Source organism: Paenarthrobacter sp. PPS72, from assembly GCF_048537125.1.
Lineage (GTDB): Bacteria > Actinomycetota > Actinomycetes > Actinomycetales > Micrococcaceae > Arthrobacter > Arthrobacter nitroguajacolicus_E.
Window position 1 is genome coordinate 15,452 of sequence record NZ_JBLYIE010000035.1, and the last position, 21,617, is coordinate 37,068.

28 protein-coding genes are annotated in these 21,617 nt (G+C 62.0%); 11 read left to right on the forward strand and 17 right to left on the reverse strand.

What is annotated here, in order from left to right:
- Both ACLRGI_RS14590 and ACLRGI_RS14595 read right to left on the reverse strand, forming a co-directional pair.
- Positions 1-177 carry a VOC family protein gene (locus ACLRGI_RS14590; protein WP_419202346.1) on the reverse strand — a complete coding sequence of 59 codons (177 nt, stop codon included), beginning with the start codon at positions 175-177 and terminating at the stop codon, positions 1-3.
- A complete protein-coding gene (locus tag ACLRGI_RS14595) occupies positions 161-361 on the reverse strand; it encodes a VOC family protein (RefSeq protein ID WP_419202347.1) in 201 nt (66 codons plus the stop codon). Before ACLRGI_RS14595 ends, ACLRGI_RS14590 begins: the two co-directional genes overlap by 17 nt.
- Before the next feature lie 46 nt (positions 362-407).
- Here ACLRGI_RS14595 and ACLRGI_RS14600 point away from each other — a divergent pair, with 46 nt between their 5' ends.
- Entirely contained in the window at positions 408-980 is a 573-nt protein-coding gene (locus tag ACLRGI_RS14600) for a GNAT family N-acetyltransferase (protein WP_419202348.1), read from the forward strand.
- Positions 981-1,270: 290 nt separating this feature from the next.
- Here the strand turns inward: ACLRGI_RS14600 and ACLRGI_RS14605 are convergent, their stop codons facing one another.
- Complete coding sequence (locus tag ACLRGI_RS14605) at positions 1,271-1,855, reverse strand: hypothetical protein (RefSeq protein WP_419202349.1); 585 nt, start codon at positions 1,853-1,855, stop codon at positions 1,271-1,273.
- A gap of 275 nt (positions 1,856-2,130) precedes the next feature.
- Positions 2,131-2,778 (reverse strand): SatD family protein, encoded by a 648-nt coding sequence (locus ACLRGI_RS14610; protein ID WP_419202350.1) that lies wholly within the window; start codon positions 2,776-2,778, stop codon positions 2,131-2,133.
- Between the two features lie 172 nt (positions 2,779-2,950).
- Here ACLRGI_RS14610 and ACLRGI_RS14615 point away from each other — a divergent pair, with 172 nt between their 5' ends.
- Positions 2,951-3,361, forward strand: coding sequence for a hypothetical protein (locus ACLRGI_RS14615; protein WP_419202351.1), 411 nt, complete (start codon positions 2,951-2,953; stop codon positions 3,359-3,361).
- A gap of 248 nt (positions 3,362-3,609) precedes the next feature.
- Here ACLRGI_RS14615 and ACLRGI_RS14620 read toward each other — a convergent pair whose 3' ends face one another.
- Positions 3,610-4,410, reverse strand: coding sequence for an IclR family transcriptional regulator (locus tag ACLRGI_RS14620; protein WP_419202353.1), 801 nt, complete (start codon positions 4,408-4,410; stop codon positions 3,610-3,612).
- A gap of 154 nt (positions 4,411-4,564) precedes the next feature.
- Between ACLRGI_RS14620 and ACLRGI_RS14625 the strand changes: the two genes are divergently transcribed.
- From ACLRGI_RS14625 to ACLRGI_RS14635, 3 genes are read left to right on the forward strand one after another with little or no spacing between them, the layout of a single operon-like run.
- Positions 4,565-5,296 (forward strand): CoA transferase subunit A, encoded by a 732-nt coding sequence (locus ACLRGI_RS14625; RefSeq protein WP_419202354.1) that lies wholly within the window; start codon positions 4,565-4,567, stop codon positions 5,294-5,296.
- Between the two features lie 20 nt (positions 5,297-5,316).
- A complete protein-coding gene (locus tag ACLRGI_RS14630) occupies positions 5,317-6,045 on the forward strand; it encodes a CoA transferase subunit B (protein ID WP_419202355.1) in 729 nt (242 codons plus the stop codon).
- The gene (locus ACLRGI_RS14635) at positions 6,042-7,256 is read left to right on the forward strand and encodes an acetyl-CoA acetyltransferase (RefSeq protein ID WP_419202356.1); all 1,215 of its coding nucleotides are present in this window, start codon (positions 6,042-6,044) and stop codon (positions 7,254-7,256) included. Before ACLRGI_RS14630 ends, ACLRGI_RS14635 begins: the two co-directional genes overlap by 4 nt.
- On the opposite strand, the gene ACLRGI_RS14640 is transcribed toward ACLRGI_RS14635, so the two are convergent.
- Together ACLRGI_RS14640 and ACLRGI_RS14645 are read right to left on the reverse strand one after the other, a co-directional pair.
- Positions 7,257-7,775 (reverse strand): ankyrin repeat domain-containing protein, encoded by a 519-nt coding sequence (locus ACLRGI_RS14640; RefSeq protein ID WP_419202357.1) that lies wholly within the window; start codon positions 7,773-7,775, stop codon positions 7,257-7,259.
- Positions 7,776-8,032: 257 nt separating this feature from the next.
- The gene (locus ACLRGI_RS14645) at positions 8,033-8,608 is read right to left on the reverse strand and encodes a GlcG/HbpS family heme-binding protein (RefSeq protein WP_419202397.1); all 576 of its coding nucleotides are present in this window, start codon (positions 8,606-8,608) and stop codon (positions 8,033-8,035) included.
- A 196-nt stretch (positions 8,609-8,804) separates the two neighbouring features.
- Here ACLRGI_RS14645 and ACLRGI_RS14650 point away from each other — a divergent pair, with 196 nt between their 5' ends.
- The 5 genes from ACLRGI_RS14650 (at position 8,805) to ACLRGI_RS14670 (ending at position 13,052) form a co-directional block, all read left to right on the forward strand.
- On the forward strand, positions 8,805-10,034 hold the full coding sequence (locus tag ACLRGI_RS14650; RefSeq protein ID WP_419202358.1) for a sensor histidine kinase: 1,230 nt from the start codon (positions 8,805-8,807) through the stop codon (positions 10,032-10,034).
- Complete coding sequence (locus ACLRGI_RS14655) at positions 10,031-10,657, forward strand: response regulator (RefSeq protein ID WP_419202359.1); 627 nt, start codon at positions 10,031-10,033, stop codon at positions 10,655-10,657. Before ACLRGI_RS14650 ends, ACLRGI_RS14655 begins: the two co-directional genes overlap by 4 nt.
- Positions 10,658-10,685: 28 nt before the next feature.
- On the forward strand, positions 10,686-11,252 hold the full coding sequence (locus ACLRGI_RS14660) for an HdeD family acid-resistance protein (RefSeq protein ID WP_419202360.1): 567 nt from the start codon (positions 10,686-10,688) through the stop codon (positions 11,250-11,252).
- Between the two features lie 69 nt (positions 11,253-11,321).
- Positions 11,322-12,128, forward strand: coding sequence for an exodeoxyribonuclease III (locus tag ACLRGI_RS14665; RefSeq protein ID WP_419202362.1), 807 nt, complete (start codon positions 11,322-11,324; stop codon positions 12,126-12,128).
- 36 nt (positions 12,129-12,164) lie between these two features.
- Entirely contained in the window at positions 12,165-13,052 is an 888-nt protein-coding gene (locus tag ACLRGI_RS14670) for a DUF8083 family protein (RefSeq protein WP_419202363.1), read from the forward strand.
- A 133-nt stretch (positions 13,053-13,185) separates the two neighbouring features.
- Here ACLRGI_RS14670 and ACLRGI_RS14675 read toward each other — a convergent pair whose 3' ends face one another.
- From ACLRGI_RS14675 to ACLRGI_RS14690, 4 genes are all read right to left on the reverse strand, one after another.
- Positions 13,186-14,241 carry a LacI family DNA-binding transcriptional regulator gene (locus ACLRGI_RS14675; protein ID WP_419202364.1) on the reverse strand — a complete coding sequence of 352 codons (1,056 nt, stop codon included), beginning with the start codon at positions 14,239-14,241 and terminating at the stop codon, positions 13,186-13,188.
- Positions 14,242-14,354: 113 nt separating this feature from the next.
- On the reverse strand, positions 14,355-15,317 hold the full coding sequence (locus ACLRGI_RS14680; protein ID WP_419202365.1) for a carbohydrate ABC transporter permease: 963 nt from the start codon (positions 15,315-15,317) through the stop codon (positions 14,355-14,357).
- Positions 15,314-16,279, reverse strand: a complete 966-nt coding sequence (locus ACLRGI_RS14685) for a carbohydrate ABC transporter permease (protein ID WP_419202366.1) — start codon at positions 16,277-16,279, stop codon at positions 15,314-15,316. The genes ACLRGI_RS14680 and ACLRGI_RS14685 overlap by 4 nt, the downstream gene beginning before the upstream one ends.
- 96 nt (positions 16,280-16,375) lie before the next feature.
- Positions 16,376-17,722, reverse strand: a complete 1,347-nt coding sequence (locus tag ACLRGI_RS14690; RefSeq protein ID WP_419202367.1) for an ABC transporter substrate-binding protein — start codon at positions 17,720-17,722, stop codon at positions 16,376-16,378.
- A gap of 249 nt (positions 17,723-17,971) precedes the next feature.
- Here ACLRGI_RS14690 and ACLRGI_RS14695 point away from each other — a divergent pair, with 249 nt between their 5' ends.
- Positions 17,972-18,373 carry a helix-turn-helix domain-containing protein gene (locus tag ACLRGI_RS14695; RefSeq protein WP_419202368.1) on the forward strand — a complete coding sequence of 134 codons (402 nt, stop codon included), beginning with the start codon at positions 17,972-17,974 and terminating at the stop codon, positions 18,371-18,373.
- Between the two features lie 5 nt (positions 18,374-18,378).
- Here ACLRGI_RS14695 and ACLRGI_RS14700 read toward each other — a convergent pair whose 3' ends face one another.
- Genes ACLRGI_RS14700 through ACLRGI_RS14725 form a run of 6 tightly spaced genes read right to left on the reverse strand, consistent with a single transcriptional unit; the run spans position 18,379 to position 21,397 of the window.
- Complete coding sequence (locus ACLRGI_RS14700) at positions 18,379-19,080, reverse strand: DNA alkylation repair protein (RefSeq protein ID WP_419202369.1); 702 nt, start codon at positions 19,078-19,080, stop codon at positions 18,379-18,381.
- Positions 19,081-19,133: 53 nt separating this feature from the next.
- Positions 19,134-19,745, reverse strand: coding sequence for a hypothetical protein (locus ACLRGI_RS14705; RefSeq protein ID WP_419202370.1), 612 nt, complete (start codon positions 19,743-19,745; stop codon positions 19,134-19,136).
- Positions 19,742-20,389, reverse strand: coding sequence for a DUF6286 domain-containing protein (locus tag ACLRGI_RS14710; protein ID WP_419202371.1), 648 nt, complete (start codon positions 20,387-20,389; stop codon positions 19,742-19,744). Before ACLRGI_RS14710 ends, ACLRGI_RS14705 begins: the two co-directional genes overlap by 4 nt.
- Positions 20,386-20,766 (reverse strand): hypothetical protein, encoded by a 381-nt coding sequence (locus tag ACLRGI_RS14715; RefSeq protein ID WP_419202372.1) that lies wholly within the window; start codon positions 20,764-20,766, stop codon positions 20,386-20,388. Before ACLRGI_RS14715 ends, ACLRGI_RS14710 begins: the two co-directional genes overlap by 4 nt.
- A complete protein-coding gene (locus ACLRGI_RS14720) occupies positions 20,763-20,954 on the reverse strand; it encodes a DUF2273 domain-containing protein (RefSeq protein ID WP_018779541.1) in 192 nt (63 codons plus the stop codon). Before ACLRGI_RS14720 ends, ACLRGI_RS14715 begins: the two co-directional genes overlap by 4 nt.
- Positions 20,951-21,397, reverse strand: a complete 447-nt coding sequence (locus tag ACLRGI_RS14725; RefSeq protein ID WP_419202373.1) for an Asp23/Gls24 family envelope stress response protein — start codon at positions 21,395-21,397, stop codon at positions 20,951-20,953. Before ACLRGI_RS14725 ends, ACLRGI_RS14720 begins: the two co-directional genes overlap by 4 nt.
- Positions 21,398-21,617: the final 220 nt, after the last annotated feature.

Below are 21,617 nucleotides of genomic sequence, written 5' to 3' on the forward strand. Positions count from 1 at the left end.
TTAGAAGTACGGCCGGGTGATCAGTTCAAGGGCATGGCCGGCCGGGTCTTTGAAATACACGCCCCGTCCGCCATGCTCGGTGTTCGTCTCGCCCGGGCGGGACATCTGCGGATCCGCCCAGTGCTCGACGCCGGCACTCACCAAACGCTTGTAGGCGCGGTCAGTGCTGGTCGTCAACGAGGAATGCGTAGTGCTGCATCTGGATCTCGACCGGTGGCTCGGCAAGTTGCAGCATCACCCCGGCGGCCAGTGCCAGGTTGGTGAATGGGCCCCAGCTGGGAGCTTCCTCGGCCTCGAGGATGGAGCGGTAGAACTCGGCTGACACTGTGCGGTCAAGGCAGAAGCCCGATCCGGTCATCACGTTGGCCAGTCTAGCGGAGGGCCCCAACCGGTGGCAGGATGGGCGGATGGCTATCGAGGTCCGACCCGCGACGGTGTTCGATGACGTGAAAACCATGGTGGGGCCCAAGAGTCCCGACTCCAACGTGTGCTGGTGCCTGAGCTACAGGATCCCGTCGAAGCTGAACCAGGAGCTCCAGAAGCAGGAGCGCGGAAAGTACGTCCAAAAGCTGGTTTCCGAGGACCCGCCTCCCGGGGTTTTGGCGTACGACGGCGACGAAGTGGTCGGGTGGGCAGCGGTCCACCCTCGCGCGGACACCAGTTTCGCGAAGAACCGCAAGATCCCGCACGTGGACGAGACTAAGGCGTGGTCCATTTGGTGCATCCGGGTAAGGCCCGGGCATCGGGGCAAGGGCATTTCCCACGAGCTCCTGCGAGGGGCGATCGACTTCGCCAAGAGCCACGGCGCTCCGGCGATTGAGGGCTACCCGGTGGACAACAGGGGCGGCAAGGTGGACCTGACCATGGCCTATGTGGGTACCCGGAGGCTGTTTGAGAAGGCAGGCTTCAAGAAGGTTGCCGAAACCACGTCGGTCCTCAACGGCTTCCCGCGGGTGTTGATGCGCCTGGACCTCCGCTAGCGCCGGGCGAATCGCAGAGCAATTGGTTCTGAGCCGCTCAACGTCTAATGCCGGATTCGGATGAGGAGGGCTTCCCAGGATTTTCCGACAATCGCTTGTCGAAATTCCTGACGCGGTGATGAGCCTCGCTGAAGACAACCTCATCCCCGCTAGCCTGTTCGAAGTCGCTGTAGATGAAGCCAACTTCTCGCAACTCATCGGCCAACGTGCTGGCCTGCATACCCTCGTATGCGGTAGCTATAGGGAGTAGTGCTACCGGTTTCATTAGCAAATGACTTATAGAAGATCGATTATAAGCTGCTACGCACGAGTATCAGGTAGAGGATCGCGATTGCGGACATTGCCCAGCTTGTAAGGCTTCCTACTAGGAACTCTTCCGCCTTGGAGCCCGAAGTGCGGTCCTCAGAAATTTCCGGAAAACGAATGACCCCCTTCGCAGCCGCCAGCCCTGCGATAATGGGCCACGCGCCAGCGAAAGCAAGGACGACGACAAGGAGCCGCTCAATGGGGCCGATGAGTCGGCCTCCCTTCAGCGCTGGCCCGGACACCGGTTTGTCGCCTGCACGAAGGCTAGCGACCTTCCTGTTACTGACGAACAGTTCCCACTTACTCTCAGGTACCCCGCTGCCTGATTCCGCATAGACCGCGTCTTGTATCTCCGCTTTTGTGTCTTCTTTTTTGGCCCACCTAAGTGCTGAAACCGTGACGTTGTTGGCACTTTTGGTTAGAAAGATGGCAACTGCCGTGGCGGCCACGATGATTGGAAGGGGGAACGACGCCGCGAAACGTGGATCAGTCCGCGAATAGAAATCGACGAGGAAGCCGCTCGCAGTTTCAAAGGTGCGGTCGTAAGCGCTGATCCCAAAGACCAGCACGAAGAGTAATATAACCGGCCAGAGTCGCGGAGAAGGCTGGCGGGGTTCTCGAAGGTTCTTCCTCGACGATTTCGTCGAGGTCGACGTCGTGGCCCAAATCCAGGCCACAGCAGGCGCCAAGCATGCACCAGCGAGTAAAGGGTCCAACCCCAAACCCCAGTATGCTAGCGCCGGAACGCCTAAAACGACCAACAGCCGAAGCAAAAAAGACATTGCGCGAGTGCCGCTACCAACAAGGTCAACAAGACCAACCATCAGGAGAAGCGTGGAGCCGATCAATGAATTTCACCCTTCGTCAGTTCCTGCTGCGCTGCAACAAGGGCCGCTCCTCCCGAGCGACGAAGACTTTGTGAGACAGCAGACTGACTGATCCCTTCGCGCTGCGCCAGATCTAATTGTGAGGCGCCTGAAAGTGCCCCCATGATTAGCCTGCGGTCGCGCGGTCGCATCGAGCTGATCAACGAGTCTCGGAGCAGCAGAAAGCTATTGACTAACGCCATGGTGCCTGCCTCCCGGCGGTTGCTTGAAACGAACCATGAACGCAGGTACGGCTCATTCTTATGCTCCTTGCGATGGGTTAGTTCAATCGCCTCTCGTGCGTTCCACCAAGCCGATCCGTCCTGGATTGCTATTGGAGCCGACGGATCGACATATACAGTCTCGCCGCGCCCCAACCCAAACCTACAGTCGACGTCCTCGGGAAGCGCGAGACGAACAAGAGCCGTCGTCAGAAGTGCATCACCCAGCGTCGCGAACACGGCTTGGAACTCATCCCCCACAGTCGGCCACAAAGGTCTAAGGACTGGATGTTCCTTGCGTGCGTCGTCGAAAACAGACCGGATGGACTGTTGCGCGCCTAAGCGATCTCTAAGCTTGCGGGAGTTCACGATATCTACAATGAGTGCCACAACCGGATCCGACATGTCATAAGCATATAGCTTCTATGGGGACGACTATAAGCTGTTTCGAAGCACAGGAAGAAGAAGACCGGGGGCCGGAATTCGGACAGTTGCCCTTATAATTTTCAAGTCGCGTCCGGGAAACCGCCCCCACGCCGGTTCCATCACTGTCGCCGGCGCTCACGCCGAGGCCGCCATGAAGCGCCTGTTGCTGGTCCTGTCCACCGACGAAACAACCTTTGGCCTGGTGGATTATCAGTGGGGTGATCTTGAGAGTAAGCTTGCCGCGCAATGCGACGACCGGGACAAGCGCCGCGTCCGGCTTTCCCGGATTCTGGATTGGGCACAGAAGCTTGACCTCCGGGAGCGCCGCAATACAGCCGTGCACGGGTCATGGCGGCTGTACAAGCAGGATCGCACTGTGGCCAGCCGCTGGCCGCGCAAGAAGAATGACACGATACTCATCGGCTCACTGAATGACCTGCGTGCCCTTGAAAGTGACTGCTGGAAGCTCGTTGAGAACCTCGACAGACTGCTTGGCGAGGAGTGGCCGGGGGCAGTCTTTCCGGAGGAATCAGTGCCCGCGTCGTTCAGACGAAAGGAGTAAGACCGACGCGCCGTATGTGATTCAAAGCGGCAAATCCTGGTGGTGCCAGGGCCAGTCAGTCGTTGCCGGTGACGCGGTTCTCGATCCCGGGACCGACGCCCTCCATGCGAGCGAGAGTTCCTTCTCGGCCCACTCGTATCGCTGCTCCTGGGTTGACCCACGTGTCGCCCTTAAAACCGTCCTCATCAGCAGCTTCAGTTCGTGCAGCTTCTTGGCGGCGTCCGCTTGGTGGGACCATCTACTTTCACCTAGTTGGGGTGGGCGCCCTGCAGGCGCGCGCTCATCCGGTGCGCTTCTTCGAGCAGCAGCTTGCCCAGGAATTCCTGGCGGCCCGGCCGGAACCTGGGCTCGATTCCCGTCAAGGAAAGAGCCCACGCCGGCCGTCCCTGCTGATCGAACACCGCCGCTCCCATGCCCCAACTGCCCTCCAGGATCAACCCGGGATTGACGGAGTAGCCGGCAAGCCGTGTCCGTTCCAGATTGCTGCGCACCACGTCCGCAGGATGCCCCACGGCAAAGTCGCCGGCATGCGCAGGCCAGTCACCCAGCAGCGATTCCTGTTCGTCGGGAGGCAGGAAGGACATGATGGCTGTCCCGGCAGATGCCACGCCCAAAGGAAAGCGCACCCCTTCGTGCAGCACGAAGGACCGCACCGGGAACGAGCCCTCTTCGCGCAGCACGCACACGGTTTCGTTTCCACGACGTATGGAGAAGAAGGCGCTCTCCCCCGTCTCTGCCGCCAACCTGCGTAGCGAGGGCCGGGCAATGTCCTCCATAGGGAACCGCGCAGCCGCCACCGATCCCAGCAGGAAGATCTCCGGCCCCAGGACCCACTTCCCGGACACGGAATCGTGTTCCAGCAGGCCCTCCGCGGCCAAGGACGTCAGCAGCCGGTGGACGGTTGGCCGGGTCAGCCCTGACTCGCGCACCAACCCGGCCAAGGAGGTGCCTTCGGGCTTGCGTCCCACCAGCCGAAGCAGTAAAGCCACCCGGCCCACCACCTGTGCTCCCTGAACTGCCACAGCACCCTCCCGATAGTTTTCATCCATAATATGGACACCTCCCATCCTAATGTCCACACCTTGAGTATCCCGCACCTCCTCCCATTGACCGGTAGACGCAGCGATCCTAAGCTGCTTCTGAAGAGCCAGCGTGGTCCACAAAGTGGATACCCTGGGAAGCAAACTCAAAGAGGAGTCGTACGTGGCAAAGATCCAAACAAGCGCAGCCCAAGCACTCCATGACCTGATGGCAGACGGCCTGACCATCGCCGTCGGCGGCTTTGGCCTCAGCGGCATCCCTGCGGACCTGATCGACGCCGTCCGGGAGTCGGGCGCGAAGGACCTCACCATCGTGTCCAACAACATGGGTGTGGACGGCAAAGGCCTTGGCGTCCTGATAGAGGCGGGCCAAGTCCGGAAGGTCATCGCTTCCTACGTGGGTGAAAACAAGCTCTTCGCCGAACAGTACCTGGCCGGAAAGCTGGAGGTTGAGTTCACGCCGCAGGGCACCCTCGCCGAACGCCTGCGGGCCGGCGGCGCCGGAATTCCCGCCTTCTACACGCGGACCGGGGTGGGAACCCTGGTTGCCGAAGGCAAGCCGCTGGAAGAGTTCGACGGCGTGACGTACGTCCGCGAGCGCGCTATCACCGCCGATGTCGCGCTTGTCCACGCTCACAGGGCCGATACCGACGGCAACCTGATCTACCGCTATACGGCACGGAACTTCAACCCCGTGGTTGCTGCGGCCGGCGCAGTGACCGTCGCCGAGGCTGAAGTCATTGTGCAGCCGGGTGAGCTGGATCCCCATCACATCGTCACCCCTGGCGTGTACGTGCAGAGGCTGGTTCAGGCCACGGATCGGGTCAAGGACATCGAACAGCGCACAGTCCGCCCCCGGCGCGAAGCACCCAGCCCCGAAGCACTCACGGTTTAGAAGCAAAGGAGCTCATCACCATGGCATGGACAAGAGACGAAATGGCTGCCATTGCGGCCGAAGAATTGAACGACGGCGACTACGTCAACCTCGGCATCGGCATCCCCACGCTGGTGGCCAACAACCTGCCCGACGGCGTGCGGGTGGTCCTCCAGAGCGAGAACGGCCTACTCGGCATGGGCCCATTCCCCTATGAGGGCGAGGAAGATGCCGACCTCATCAACGCCGGCAAGCAGACCGTCACCATCACCCCCGGCGGCAGCATCTTCGATTCGGCAACATCGTTCGGCATGATCCGCGGCGGGCACGTCAAGGTGGCCATCCTGGGCGCCATGCAGGTGTCCGGCTCCGGGGACCTGGCCAACTGGACCATCCCCGGCAAGATGGTCAAGGGCATGGGCGGTGCCATGGACCTGGTGGCAGGCACTCCGCGCGTGGTGGTCCTCACCGAGCACAACGCCAAGGACGGTTCGGCCAAGATCGTCACCGAATGCACGCTCCCGCTGACGGGGCTCAGGTGCGTTGACCGGATCATTACGGACCTCGCCGTTTTCGATATTGAAGAGGCGCCAAAGGAAACGCACGACGCCGGCACGCGGCTGCTGCTGACCCGCCTCGCCCCGGGCGTCACGGTGGAAGAAATCCGCAGCAAGACCGACGCGGAGTTCACAGTGGCGCTCGCCTCCGGGGAAGCCACGCCCGGTGAACCGACGCCTGTTGAACACAAGCTTGAAGGAGCACACCCATGAGCCTGAAGGACCAATTTGGCCAGGACATCCTGCTCACGGGGTGGGGGCACAGCAAGTTCGGAAAACTCACTGAGGACACCTTGGAGTCGCTGATCGTTCAAGTGGCCGGCGAAGCCATCAAGAACTCAGGGCTCGATCCCAAGGACATTGACGAGATCTACCTCGGCCAGTTCAACTCGGGAATGCAGCCTCTGGGATTCACGTCCTCGCTGGCACTTCAGTTGTCTGCGGACCTTGCCAACGTCCCCGCAACCCGCACCGAGAATGCTTGTGCATCCGGTTCGGCGGCTTTCCAGCAGGGCGTCAAAGCCGTCCTGGCAGGAACGGCCCGCAACGTCCTGGTGATCGGGGCGGAGAAAATGACCGACGCCGGCGCGGACGTCGTGGGGGCGGCCTTGCTCGGCGCTTCGTACGAGATGGCCGGAAAAGCGTCCAGCACCGGATTCACTGGCCTGTTCGCGGAGGTCGCCAAGCACTACGGCAAGCGCTATGGGACAGGCATCAGTGGCCCTGGCTTTGAAGGCGGCCTCGGGGACGTCCTCGGTTCCATCGCCGCCAAGAACCACCGCAACGGCATGGCCAACCCCTACGCCCAGATGCACCGGGACTTCGGCGAGGAGTTCTGCCGGACCATCTCCGAGAAGAACCCCATGGTGGCCGACCCCTTGCGCCGCACGGACTGTTCGCCGGTCTCCGACGGTGCTGCCGCCGTCGTGCTTTCCACGTCGTCTACCGGAGGTGCAACCGCGCCCGTGCGGCTGGCCGGTTTCGGCCACGCCAACGACTTCTTCCCCGCGGAGAAGCGCGATCCCACCGAGTTCGCAGCCACGCGCGCGTCGTGGGAGCGCGCGTTCACCATGGCGGGCGTCGGCCTGGAGGATCTGGACTTCGCCGAGGTGCATGACTGCTTCACCATCGCCGAGCTCATCATGTACGAAGCCATGGGCCTCACTCCCCGCGGCGAGGGCGCACGCGCCATCCAGGAAGGCTGGGTCTATAAGGATGGCAAGCTGCCCGTCAACGTCTCCGGTGGACTCAAGGCGAAGGGCCACCCGGTGGGTGCCACCGGCGTGTCCCAGCACGTCATCGCAGCAATGCAACTCAGCGGGACCGCAGGCGACATGCAGTTGCCTACGGCCCGCCGTGGCGCGGTGCAAAACATGGGCGGAGTGGGCATCGCCAACTACGTGAGCGTGCTCGAAGCCGTGTAATTAGCGGCTCCGGATCAGCTCCGCGATCTCCGTAAATCCGAGCCGCTCTGCGTTTTGCAGGGCGGTTCGGCCTTCAGGGTCGCGGATGTCCGGGTTGGCTCCGGCGGCGAGGAGCTGCCTGACCACGTCCTGCTGATTGGGCCCGCCGTTATTGAGCAGGATGGCTTCCTGCATGGCGGTCCAGCCTGGTTTGTTTACGTGGTCCACGGGCACACCCGCCGCGATCAGAATGCGAACCGTTTCCGTATACCCGTGCTCGCTCGCCGGGATCAAGGCGGTGCCGCCGTACCTGTTGGTGCTGCGTACATCCGCGCCCGCAGCCAACGTTAGTTGCAGCACCTCGTTGAAGCCTTCGGCTCCGGCGTAGAGGAATGCGGAGTCCTGGATTTCGTCCTTGGCATTGACGTTTCCGCCGGCCGCGATCAATTCACCTACCCGGGCAACGTCGTTGGCTTTCGCCGCCAGGATCAGGAGTCGGTCGGTTTCGATTTGCGCCTCCGGTGAGAGAGTGGGCGGCATAGCAGTCGACGACGCCGGGCGGGGACTTGCGCTCGACGTCGCGGCCGGGCTTGGGGCGACAAGAGACGGGCTGGGGGGCGGCGTCGGCCTGGAAGTCGAGGCAGGGCTGGAAGGCGGGGCGGCCGCCGTCGTACATCCGGACAGCAGCCCAAGCACCAGCAATCCCGCCCCCACCCCCGGAGTTTTTGTACAGATAACGCCCCTAAAGCGCCTCCATAAGGGCGGTATCTGTACAAAAACTCCACGAGGATTCATGGTTACTTCGCGGCCGTGGCCAACGCATCGGCTCCTGCGGTGGCGCAGGCTTCGTCCAGGGCGCCGTCGGGAGCGCCACCAACGCCGATGCCGGCCACGGATACGCCGTTGACCTTCAGCGGAACGCCGCCGGGCAGGAACAAAGTGCCGGGCAGATCGGCGATGGACGGGCCGTTAGCGTTGACGCGCTTGGCGAGTTCGCTGGTCGGAGCACCGAAAGCGGCTGCGGTGTAGGCCTTCTGCTTGGCGGCTTCGATGGTGTGCTCGGCAGCGTTGTCACCGCGAAGGAGCGCTTGGACGGTGCCGAAGCGGTCAACCAGGGCCACGGTCACGAACGGAAGCTTGTCGGCCTGGCACTTGGCGAGCGCGGCATTGACGGCTGCGCTGGAGGCACCCACGGAAATGCGGTTCTGAGCGACCACGTTCTCCGGGGCGGGCTGGACCTCGGCGGCAACCTTCACCGGGGCGGCAGCAGGTGCGGCAGCGGGTGACACGGCGTTGGCCACGGCAGTAACACCGCCGGTGAGCAACAGTGCTCCGGCAGCGGCGGCGGCAATCATCTTGTTGGACTTCTTCACGGCGTTCTCCTCGTAGTAAAGCATCGGGTACAGCTCCATGCTTCCGCGGACAGCCCCAAGGCACATCGGCCGGGCGCCGTCCCGGGGCTCAGCCTTTCCGCCACCGGTATCAGCCAAAAGGTGGAGAGACCAATGACTGCGCGGGACCTAGCATGGAAAGAACGTCTTCCATCAATGTCCTGAACGGGAACCACCCATGCCAACTGCTCATCCACGGCCAGATACCAGTAACGGGACCAGTAACCGGATTGATGGCCGCATCGATGTAGTGGTGCATGTGGGCTTTGCCGTCCTCATGGTGGCTTCCGCGGTCAGGTACGTGATGCGCCACTCCCCCGCGGACAACCTGTGGACCGTTGCGCTGGCCGTTGCCGTGTGCGCGCTTTATGCGGTCACCGCAGTGTTGGCCCACCGGCAACAAGGCCAGCGTAAGCAACGGCCATGGATTCCTTGGATGGTCGCCTTGGTGGCAGCGTGGGCCGCGCTGGTGGTGGTCGCCCCGAGCTTCGCCTGGTGTTCCTTCGCCATCTTCTTCCTCACACGCACGGCCTTTCGAGGGTGGGCAGGCTATGTGGCGGGAGGTGCGACGGCTGCCGCCACCGCCGTCGGACTCTTCCGGATGAGCGGCTGGACGGACATCGCCATGCTGCTCGGCCCACTGGCAGCGGGCGCCCTGCTCACCCTGATCTACGACAAGATTGAGCGCGACGCGGCACTGCAACGGACGCTTTTCGACGACGTCACCCAAGCCCAGCAGCAGCTTGCCGCCAAGCAGCGCGAAGCCGGAATTGCCACTGAACGCGAGCGCGTTTCACGGGAAATCCACGATACCGTCACCCAAGGCCTGGCCAGCAGCCTGCTCCTCCTCGAGGCCGCCCAGCGCTCCTGGCCTGCCGAAACCGCCCAGGACGACGTACGCAAGGCGACGGATCTACTCAGGCGGAACCTCGCTGATACCCGCAGCCTGGTCCACGAACTCTCCGCCCCTGGCCTCGAGTCAGGTCCGCTCCCGGAGGCCTTGGAACACGCGGCACGGCAGTACGTTGAGACCGTCAGTATCCGGGTCACCGGTGATGTGCGCACTCTTCCTTCCGAAGTCCGGCATGCCCTGCTCCGCGTCACGCAGAGCGCCGTGGCCAACATCAAACTCCACTCACAGGCGGACCACGCCAGTGTGACCCTGGGGTACCTTCCGGACGCGGTCACCCTGGACGTGTTCGACGACGGCCGCGGCTTTGATCCCGCAGCTGTACATCCGCCGTCGGCAGAGGGAGGATACGGCCTGAGGGCCATGCGGCAGCGCGTTGAACAGTTGGGCGGAGAATTGTCCGTGGAAAGCTCACCGGGCGAGGGAACCATCATCGCCGCGCAGTTCCCGCTGACCCATCCCGCTGATCCGGCAAACCTCCTGAAGGAGTCCTTGTGAATACCATCTCCGTGCTCCTGGTGGACGACCACACCGTAGTCCGGAGCGGGCTCAAGGCCCTGTTGGGCACCCAGGGTGATATCGCCGTCGTCGGGGAAGCAGCCTCCGGCGAGGATGCACTGAAAGCTGCGCAGGAGCACACGCCTGCGGTAGTCCTGATGGATCTGGCCATGGGCAGCGGAATGGATGGCATCGAAGCCATCAAGCAGCTCCGTCAGTGGAACCCGAAGCAGGCCGTCATCGTATTCACCACCTACGATTCCGATGCCGACATCGTCCGCGCAGTGGATGCCGGAGCCATGGGTTATCTGCTCAAGGACGCCGCGCCGGAGGAGATCTTCGCGGCCGTCCGGGGCGCTGTGCAGGGAAAGAGCGTAATGAGCGCGCCGGTGGCCTCGCGCCTGTTCCAACAGCTGCGGAATCCGGACGAGATCCTCACTCCCCGCGAAGCCGAATTACTTAGCCTCCTGACCGAAGGCCTCAGCAACCGGGACTTGGGGAAACGCCTGTTCATTTCCGAGGCAACAGTCAAAACCCACCTCGCCCACATCTACGCAAAACTGGGCGTGGAAACCCGGGCGGCAGCAATTGCCACGGCCATCAGGCGCGAAGGGATGCGGTAAAGGTGCGTGGTTGGCTACGCTGAGGCTTATGTCGGACGTAGCGGATCGCAAAATGTTCAAAAGCCCGGGAACTGCTTTGTTGGTCCGGGGAGCCCTTTCCATAGTTTTTGGCCTCTTGATCATTGTTTTGCCGAGCGTTAGCGCGTTGGTGGTGGTTGTCATGTTCGGCGTTTTCGCGATCATTGACGGTATTACCAGCGTGGCGCATTACTTCTACGACCCCGCCGGCCGTTCCCGCTGGACCATGGTGGGGGGCTTCATCTCCGTCGCGGCCGGCATTGTGGCAATTGCGCTGCCGGGAATTACTGCAGCAGCAATTGGCGTCCTTATTGGGTTGTGGGCCCTTGTTCTCGGTCTCTCCCAAATCGTCCTGTCGCTCGCTGCGAGGAGTTTCATCCGGAGCTGGGGTCTTTGGTTCCTGACGGGACTTATCACCACCGTGTTCGGGATCGTTGTCCTTTTCAACCCCGGGCTCGGCCTCTTGGGCGTGGTGTGGATGCTGGCAGGGTTCGCGATCCTGACGGGGTTGCTCCTGATCGCCTCAGGCATCGGGCTCCGCAAGCTGGCCAGCTCACCGCCGCTGTTCGCGCGTTAGAGCTGGTTGTGAACGGCAAAAAGGGCATCAGGGGATGCGCTCAGCGCCAAGTTCGGTAAGTTAGTGGCTGTGAAGATAGCAACCTGGAATGTGAACTCCCTCCGCGCCCGTGCCGACCGCGTTGAAGCCTGGCTTGAGCGCAGCGACTGTGATGTCCTGGCCATCCAGGAGACCAAGTGCAAGGACGAGAACTTCCCTTGGGAGCTCTTTGAGCGCATGGGTTACGAGGTTGCGCACTTCGGCGTGAACCAGTGGAACGGCGTTGCCATCGCTTCGCGTGTGGGCTTGGAAGACGTGCAGCGCACCTTCCTGGACCAGCCGGCGTTCGGCAAGGCAGGCAAGGATCCTGCACAGGAAGCCCGCGCCATCGCAGCCACCTGTGGCGGTATCCGCATCTGGAGCCTCTACGTTCCCAACGGCCGTTCCCTGGATGACGAACACATGCCGTACAAGATCAAATGGCTGGACGTCCTCCAGGGCCACGCCGCCGAGTGGGTAAAGTCCGCTCCCACCGCCCAGATCGCGCTCATGGGCGACTGGAACATAGCACCGTTCGACGACGACGTGTGGGACATCGAGCTCTTCCGCAACAACAACTACACCCACGTCAGCGAACCCGAGCGCGCGGCCTTCCACGCCTTCGAAACCGCCGGGTTCACCGACGTCGTCCGCCCCTACACACCGGGCCCCGGCGTGTACACGTACTGGGACTACACGCAACTGCGCTTCCCCAAGAAGGAAGGCATGCGCATCGATTTCTGCCTCGCCTCACCGGCGCTGGCATCACGGGTCACCGGAGCCTCCATTGACCGCGAAGAGCGCAAGGGCAAGGGCGCTTCGGACCACGCTCCCGTGATCGTGGAGCTCGCAGACTAACTACACGCTCCACGCGACGAAAGGGGACGGCTGGACATGACTGGAAACCTGTACCGGGGCCAGGCAGGTCTGCCGTTCTCTTCGTCCCTGCGCATTTACGAGCCCCTTGAGGCGTTCCCGCCTGAACAGCAGCGCCAGCTCGTGGCGGAAGGCAGCAAGAGCGGTTCCCGGGCCGCCGTCGAGAATGCGGAGCTCCAGGCCTCGCTGGGACGCATCACGCGCTCCGGCGGCGATCCTTTCCCCACCGGCCGCACGGACTTGGTGCGCATGACGCGTGTGCCCACCGGACGGCACGCCGCCGAGCCGGATACAGAAGATCACGACGCCGGACGGCTGCTTTACTGCCCCAGCCAACTGGTAATTCGGGCTGGCTTGGCTGCCAATGCGCTCATGGACGGTGTGCACAGCCCTTTGGCAGACCTTCTCATTCCGGTCTCGCAGCGGGACAAACACCAGGCCAGGATCGACCGCATCAACGCCGGGGAGGCCGCCAAACGTGTCCATACCCGTGCCTCAACCTGGGGAATACCGTTCAGTTGGTTCTCGCTGTTCAACGAGTCGGATCGCAAGGACGTGGTGGAGTCCGAGGGGCGCATCCTCACCGTCCGTGTATGGACACCCCTCACTGAGGCCTTGGACCGGGCACGGTTTGCCGTGGCGCACTTAGCCTTGGCCGCACCGGATCTGGACATGCTGGATGACCTGACGCAGCTCACGGAGTGGCTGGAACTCTTCCATGTCCAGTCCATGGTGGAGCTGGACTACGGTGCAGTAGCGGACAAGGTGTACCCGGACGAGTCTCCCATGGATGTTCGGCTGGGCATCGAGTGCTTGGCTGAAGGCGACATGACCGGGGCGGCCGCTGCCTACCGACGCCTCGCCTCGCGTTGGATCCCCATCCGGCAGCTGGCGCGGGCTTCCTAACCCGGCGCATTTCTTTAGCGTTCGAGGATGAACAGCCATACCTGTCCCAGCCCGGTTGCTACAGGCACGGAAACCGATGCCCATGTTGATCCGGTCCTCGGAGAGAGGACAAATGCAGCTTGGCGCGGGCTTGCTAGCTTGTTGTTGGCGGGGCAGTTGTGTCGCGCACGATCAGCTTGTGGGGGGCCACTTCCGAATGCACTGCTCCCGGGTTGCCGTCCAATTCGTCCAACAGCATTTTTGTGGCCAGTTCGGCCTGGTTGTCCGGCCGCTGGCCCACGGTGGTGAGGCCCACTGACGACGAGAAATCGTGGTCGTCTATTCCGATGACCGACAGGTCTTCCGGCACCCGGACACCGTGGCGGCCGGCTTCGAAAATGACTCCCATCGCCATCTCGTCCGAGGAACAGAAAATGGCTGTTGGTTTGCGGCCGGGCTGGCTCCAGAGCCGGTTGAAGGCTTGCTGTCCGCTGGCTACCGTGAAGTCACCCCATTGGTCCCATTCCGGCCGGACTTCCAGGCCGGCATGGGTCATGACTTCCTGGAAGGCGCGAATACGCACGCGGGGAACATCGAAGTTCAGGTCCGTTTCGTCGTCACCGTGCAGCAGTGCGATGTCCTTGTGCCCCAGGTCCAGCAGATGCCGCACGGCGGTGGACGCGGCGTCGTAATCATTGATACCTATATACGCGCAGTCCTCAACGTGACCTCCCACCACAACCAGGGGGATGTCGATCTTGTGGAGGTGTTCCAGCTCTTCCTCGGTCAGTGACATACACAGCACCAACAGCGCGTCGATCTGTTTGTAGACCATGGTGGAGCTGAAGAGCCGCTCTCGGTTGCTGCCGTGGCCGCCCAGGTTGAACAACGAAAGGTTGTACTTGCGCGAGTGCAGTTCCCTATCCGCGCCTTCGATCGCCTTGGAGAAGAACCACCGGCTGACGAAAGGGGCCAGGACGCCGATGGTGCGTGTGCGGCCCGTCGCCAACCCCGATGCCGACGACGACGCCACGTACCCGAGGGAACTGGCTACCTCGAGGATTTTCTCGCGGGTGGCGGGAGAGACCCGCGGTAATCCCCGCACGGCCCGTGAGACGGTCGCCGTCGAGACTCCAGCGGCCGCTGCGACATCCTCGATACTGACGCCTGTGTGGCCGCCGCGTTGGGACCTACCCGTTGTTTTTGACACAGGCTCCCCTCTCCGGCCGCCGTTGCTCCGCCTTCACCTTAAATGTGGACTTGTGCTTTATAGCCCTCGGTTACGCAGCGACGTAATGCGCTGCGTAACCGAGGCTGCCGTTCCTAGCCCTTGAGGCCACCGGAGAGCAGGCCGCGCACGAAGTAGCGCTGCAATCCGAAGAACACCAAGAGCGGGATGATGATGGAAACGAATGCTGCCGCAGGGTTCAGGTAATCCCTGGCACCGCGCGTACCCGAGATCTCCGCCAAACGCTGCGTAATAGGAGCAACGTCTGCTGTACCGCCAGAGAACACCAGCGCCACCAACAAGTCGTTCCAGACCCAGAGGAACTGGAAGATGGCCAGCGAAGCGAGTGCGGGAACCGACAACGGAAGGATGATCCGCCAGAAAATGGTGCTGTGTCCGGCGCCATCCACCCTTGCCGCCTCAATGACTTCCCCGGGAATTTCCGAGATGAAGTTGTGGAGGAGGAAGATGCCCAGCGGAAGGCCGAACATGGTGTGGGCAATCCACAGCTGCGCGTACGAGCCCGCCGGAAGCTGCAGGGTCTGCGTGAAGAACTGCAGGAGCGGAATCAGCGCCATCTGGAGCGGAATGATCTGCAGGGCAAAGACGAAGATGAAGAGTGCGTCGCGGCCCTTGAACTTCCCCCACGCGAAAACGTACGCAGCCATGGACGCCAGCACCAGAACAAAGATGGTGACTGGGATGACGATCGCTATGGAGTTGACGAAGTACTGCGAGAGGTTGGCGGACTGGGAACCTGCCGGAGTCAGGACGTCAACATAGTTCTTGAACGTGAAGTCCCAGTCAACGAAGGCGTTCCACCAGCCGTTGGAGCGGGGACCCACCTGCTTGGCGGCGGGACGGAGCGAAGTAACGAAGAGCCCCACCGTCGGCACGGACCATACGACGGCGATGATGATGGCCGCCGCTGTTGCCCACTTGGAGGTGAGCTTCGTCTTGACCCGTCGCATGATGGGCTGGGCGTCCTCCGTGGGGTCGGATCCAGGACGCTGCCGGGTGGCCTTCGAGGCCTCTTTCGGGGCTGGCGTGGCTGTCAATGGATCTCCCTTTGCTTGCGAAGGACTCGAGCGTTGTACACGACGATCGGCAACACCATGAGGAACAGGACCAGGGCCAAAGCGGCACCACGTCCCGGCTCACCGGCGCGGAAGGCCTGTGTGTACATTTCGTTGGCAACCACTGACGTGTCGTAATTGCCTGCCGTCATGGTTCGGACAATGTCGAACACCTTCAGCGTGGCGATGGTGATGGTTGTCAACACCACCACCAGGGCGCCGCGGATACCCGGAACCGTGACGTTGCGGAACTGCTGCCAGGCGTTGGCCCCATCCAGGCGGGCGGCCTCGAGGAGTTCCACGGGGACACCCTTGATTGCTGCAGAGAGGATCACCATGGCAAAGCCGGTCTGGATCCAGACCATGACGATGATCAGGAAGAAAGTGTTTTCCGGGGCATCCAAGAGGAACTGCTTGGGATCCATGCCCAAGGCGTCCCGGAAGAAGTTGATGACACCGGTCTGCTCGATGTTCGGGCCGCGGTAGTCGTACACGAGCTTCCAAATGATGCCGGCGCCCACAAAGGAGATAGCCATTGGCATGAAGACGAGTGACTTCAGAACCCGCTCTCCACGGGCTTTGTCAATGAACACCGCGTAGGCGAGTCCAAAGCTCGTGGACAAAAGTGGAACCAGGACGGTCCAAATCACGGTGTTCCGCAGCGTGGTCAGGGCCTCAGGCTGCGTGAACATCCAAACGAAGTTGTCAAATCCGTTGCCGTTGCCACCGGCATCCGTGAAGGCCAGCATTGACGTGCGGACCGCCGGGTAAACCAGACCAACCAACATCAGGATGGCTGCGGGGGCAAGGAAGCCTGCAACGGTTACCTTGTCCTTGACCGATTTAGGTGCCCTGTCCACCAAGAGCATGATGAGGCCGATAACCGCTGCGAATATCGCCAGGGCTATCACTACTTGTAGGAGTTTTTCTCCAATAAATTCCATACCCAACCTCCGGGGCGTGAGTGAATCACTAAGTTCCGGGAAAAGCACTGCCTCCCCGGCTGGGAGTTCCAGTCAGGGGAGGCAGCACTTTGGGAGTTAGCTCTTAGGCCAGCTGGATTCGATGCTGTTGGCAACATCCTGTGAGGACGTGCCGTTGATCCACTGCACAATGCCCTTCCAGAAGGAGTTGGAACCAACCGCGCTCGGCATCAGGTCCGAGCCGTCGAAGCGGAAGACAGTCTCAGGGTCCTGAAGGATCTGGACGGTCAGCTTGTCGAGGTCCGACTGAGCGTTGTTCGGATCCAGACCCTTGTTGGCACTGACTACGCCGCCAAGCTTGACGCGGTTGTTGGCGAAGTCGGCGCTGGCCAGGTAAGCGAGGAACGACTGGACTTCAGGCGTGTCCTTGTAGGCGCCCACCATCTCGCCGCCACCGGTGACTGCTTTGCCCTTGCTTTCGTCAATCGGCGGGGTAATGAACGCCCACACGTCGCCATCCTCGGCAACGTTGGTTCCTGCAGGCCAGTTGGCTGCCTGGAAGTTGGCTTGGTGGTGCATGGCGCACGTGCCATCCAGGACTGGCTGGCCGGCCTGGGCGAAGCCGGTGCTCAGGATAGTGCGAACGTCGCCGAAGCCTCCGTTCACCATCTCCGGGTTGAGCAGGATGTCGCCGGCCTTGTTGAAGGAATCAACGATCTTGGGGTCATTGAAGGGGATCTGGTGAGCTACCCACTGGTCGTAAAATTCGGGTCCCTGGGCGCGCAGGACGACGTCCTCGATCCAGTCCGTGCCGGGCCAGCCAGTTGCCTCACCGGACTCGAACCCGGCACACCAAGGCTTCATGTTCTTGTCGTCGGCTGCAATCTTCTTGGACAGCTCGATCATTTCGTCCCACGTCTTGGGGACTTCCCAGCCCTTGTCCTTGAAGGTCTTGGGCGAGTACCAGACAAAGCCCTTGACGTTCGCGAGCATCGGGGCCGCGTAGTACGTGCCGTCTACCGTGCCGTACTTCTTCCAGTCAGGGGACCAGTTCTTGTCCACTAGGTCCGAGACGGTCTTGGGAGCGGGCTTCAGGTAGCCTGCACGTGCCTGCGTGGCGAGAAGACCGGGCTGCGGGAAGATCGCGACATCCGGGGCGGTGCCGGACTGGGCACGGACGCCGATCTGAGTTTCGAATTCCTTGCTGCCCTCGTACTTAACGGTGATGCCTGTGCAGTTCTCGAACTGCGACCAGGATTCCTCAAGGTTGGTTGCTTCAATATCCACGATGGTGGAGTAGACAGAGACGGTCTTGCCGTCATACTTGCCATAGCTTTCGTAGGCGGAGCAATCATCCGAGCCGGCGGTGGATCCTCCACCGCCACCATCTCCGCTGCAGGCGGAAAGGGTAAGTGCCAGAACACCGGCCGCTGCGACCGGTAGCAGGTACTTGGTTTTCTTCATGCTAAAGACTCCTCGCTGAGTACAAAGATTCGGCGGCGCAATTGATGTGGTGACGCTCACACTAGCCATGATCGTCCATGTAATGCAAGCGCTTACATATAACGTAACCGCATCGATACCAAGTAGCCTGACTTTATCCAAAGGCGGGTCCATCTTGGGGCTCCTGCGCATCAGTGAGACGAACTTCACGCCCCGCCATTTAGCCGCCCGATTTGATTGCCTACTATTGCCTATGGAAAAGTGGGAATCGTGGATGAACTTGAAGCACTGCAGACTATCGGCCGACTGATCAAAGAAGAACGCCTGGCCCAAGGCCTGAGCCAGGTTCAGTTGGCCAAGCAGGCCGGCACTGCCATCAAGACGGTCCGCACATTGGAATCAGGGACCCGCCGGACGCAAGAGATCAACCAGCGCAAGCTCGAGCACGCCCTGGGCTGGAGGGCAGGTTCCGTTTCGGAGGTCTTGAAAGGCAAGTCGAACTTCGCCCCGGACATGATCACGCCTGACGACATGCGCTCGAGCGACGAGTCACGGCAGGGACCTCCCCGCGTTACTGTCCCCGCTGCTCCCATAGCCCGGGCCTCGCACCTCTCCGACGAAGAGCTCCTCGCCGAGCTGACGTATCGGATGATGCACCGCAACAGGGGCTGATCGGACTACTTCACTGACTGACGCCGCACCATCTCATTGATCCAGGCCGGGGCAAATGGTGACGTGCAGTTAGGCGGCGTCGGGTAGTCCTTCAGGACCTCCAAGCGCTCACCGATATCCAAAGCCCTGGCCCGGTGCTCCGGGAACTCAATTCCGATTTGTGCCAAGCAGTGGTTCATGGCCCACTGAAGTCGGTCCGGGGCATCCTTCATTTCAGCCTCGATGACATCAAGCAGTTCCACGAGGTCCAGGCCTTCAGGCTTCTTGACCACACGTTCAGAAGTCAACGCCCATCCTGCACTTGCCACCACGGGATGGGGGTCGGAGAACCATGCCCGTCGCAGGTCTTCGGAGTGCGCGCTTTTCTTAACGACGTAATTCACGAGCCAGTCCTGCACTTTGGGCGCCCGTGCCTCACGCAGCATGCTATCCAGCTCAGCCAATTCAAACGCCTTGGGGCGGCAAATCAAGAGCGCCAGTAACCTGGCGGCGGTGTCGCCGGTTTTCCAGAGCTCACGTGCGAGATCCGGCTGGGTCTTCAAGCGCTTCGCGACAGCACGCAGCTTGCTGAGGTTTACCCCGTGGTCATCACCGCGTTTCGCATTTACCTCGCGAGCCCGGGGTTCTTCCAAGGCAGCCAATTCCGCCATAAGCTCAGCCACCGTTGTGCTGGCCACTGTTGTTGCAGCCACTGTTGTTCCAGCCACTGGGGCGTCCTGTCCTTCGGGTATGGGTCAATGGACTTCCGGGCTCCAACCTCTCAGCGGACCCTTTCGGCCTTGGTGAATCTGGACCGGGCACCGGAAACCATGTGCACCAACACCGGTGTTTTTTGTCCGATCACGAGGTCCAATGCTTCAACGAGCTGCGACACTTCAGCCGCGAGGATGTGCGGCGCCACTCCTTGCCTCGGTTGGATGCGAATACGCAGGCCGGGTTTTCCCTTCACCTCAAGGGTTGCCACGGATGCGCCGGCGAGGTCGGTCCTCTCAGACAGGGCAGCCCTTAGCGCTTGCTCGGCAACCCCACCACCGATCCGGACCTCGCCGTCCACGTCGCTGTCGTCGTCGCTGGCCACCAGAAGATTGGCCCGGCCTTTGCCCTGCTGCGACAACCAGGCGATCATCGCAATGATGATTGCCACCAGGATCAGGCCTGCCACAATCCACAGCCAGCTCTCTTCGCGCCCGGGAAAGGGCGTCTGACGGAACGCATTTTCGGCTGCCGTCCACGCAGATGCGGACCAGCCGTGCCACCATGTGGCCACTGCCGGCACGGCGGCCAGCAGGACGAGAAGCAGCCCTACGGCCAACAGTTTCACGCCAATAATGAAGAGCAGTACGCGGTTGAGGGCCCGCGGTGTTCCGTTCATGCTCCGATCACCCCCGACGACGCCAGGTTTACCCTGACGGCAGGCGTCGGCACAGGCGACATTTCTTCAAGCTCAGCCTGCACGGCCGTCAGTACTGCTTCTTCGCTGACCCGGCTGCCCGAGGTGGGCCGGACGTTCACCACCACCAATTGTCGCGAGACCACCACCATGACTTGTTCCTGGGTGACGTTCGCGGCGGTCCGTGCACGACGTGCCAGCGCAGAGGCCAGGACTTCGTCATCAACCACGACGGCGGTGCGCGGGTCCCGGAGCAAGTGGCGGGCGCGCCTGCCCGGCAGAACAGCATGAAGAAGGAAGAAGAGTCCCACCATGGCAATGACGGCACCGCTCGCACCGAGCAGCAGCGGTGAGATGCCTGCGGGGAGTGCGATGATGCGTTCCGCGGCCGTGGTGGGATCAATGAGCCAAGGGGGCTGCCCGACGGCGCGGACCCCCGCTTCGAGGAGTGCGTAGACACACAAAATGATGACCAGGACGGCCGCGATCACGGATGCTCCTGCGCGTGACGAATGAGTCTCACGGCGCAGGATGCGGCTCATTTCGGGATCTTCCCCGGCCACCGGGCTGGCTCCCGCGTTCGGGTCCGTAGTTTTCAATTGTCGTGTTACCTGGTCTTGGGTCATTGGACGCGGCCTCCCTCAGTGACGTGCGCTCCGCTGATCCTGATATCCACCCTGCTGAGTTGGGAACCGCTGAGCCGGGTCACGGTTTCAAGAACGAAGGCCTTGGCCGCCACGGCACGGTCCCAGATGGAGCCTCCAAATCCCCTGACACGCTGCGGATCACGCAACACCTCTGTCAAAGCCGGGACGCTGATAGGTGCCACGATGGACAAAGCCAACAGGCCGTCGTCGTCCGCCCAATCAGCACGGATGTCATGGGCCTCAACGCCGAGCGCCTCGGCGGCAGCGGCCCGAGCCAAGGAAGTCAATGCCTGGGTAGAGATCCGGTTATGGCCGGCCAGGCTTGTGGTGTACTCCACAGCCTCAGCCACGCTCATGACGAAGAGCGCCGGCCCGTAATGGCGTCCAGCACACTGCGGAGATCCAGCTTGCCCTCGGCTGCGCGGCCCAGCAGCGCGCCGATACCCATGAACAGCAGGGAGATCAGGAACCCCCACAGCCCGAACGAGAAGGACATGAAAGCCACGAAAGCGCCGATAGCGATTCCCACTACGGTCATGCTCATTGGAGTGCCTCCCTTTCCACTACGACTGTTTTGCTTCCAGCCGGTTTTGCCGGCGGTGCAATGAAGACATCGGTGATCTCAATGTTGACCTCAATCACCTGGAGTCCCACCAGTTCCTCCACGGCGCGGTAGACCGCAGCCCGAACCTGGTCGGCGACGCCGTGCAGGGGATGACCATAGAGAGCAACCAACGTGATGTCCACCGCCACTTGGGTCTCCCCCACCTCGGCGCGGACGCCTGCTGCGTGGTCCGAGCTGCCGACGGCGTCGCGAATGGCACCCAGCGCACGGGACGGTGCCGAGCCCAACGAGTAGACGCCAGGCACTGTACGGGCAGCAATACCCGCTACTTTGGCGACGGCCGCCTCGGAAATGATGGTGCGTCCGCTACCAAGGATTTCGCCCCCGGGCACGGGATCAAGCTGCACGTTCTGGTCTTCCACGGAGCACTCCCCTTCTCTTGAGTACCACCCTAGCGTCTAGCTCCGACGCTTTGGGAGAAGCTTCAGGGAGAAGGCAGCGCGCCCGACGCAGGCTACTTGCAGTTCTTCCCCGCCTAGTCCTGCAGGCAAGTTATCCACAAGGCCAAATTCCCAGCTGGGCCGCGGCTGTTTGCCCCACCTAGACTGGCCGACACACCACCAAAACAGCTGCTGGGGAGCC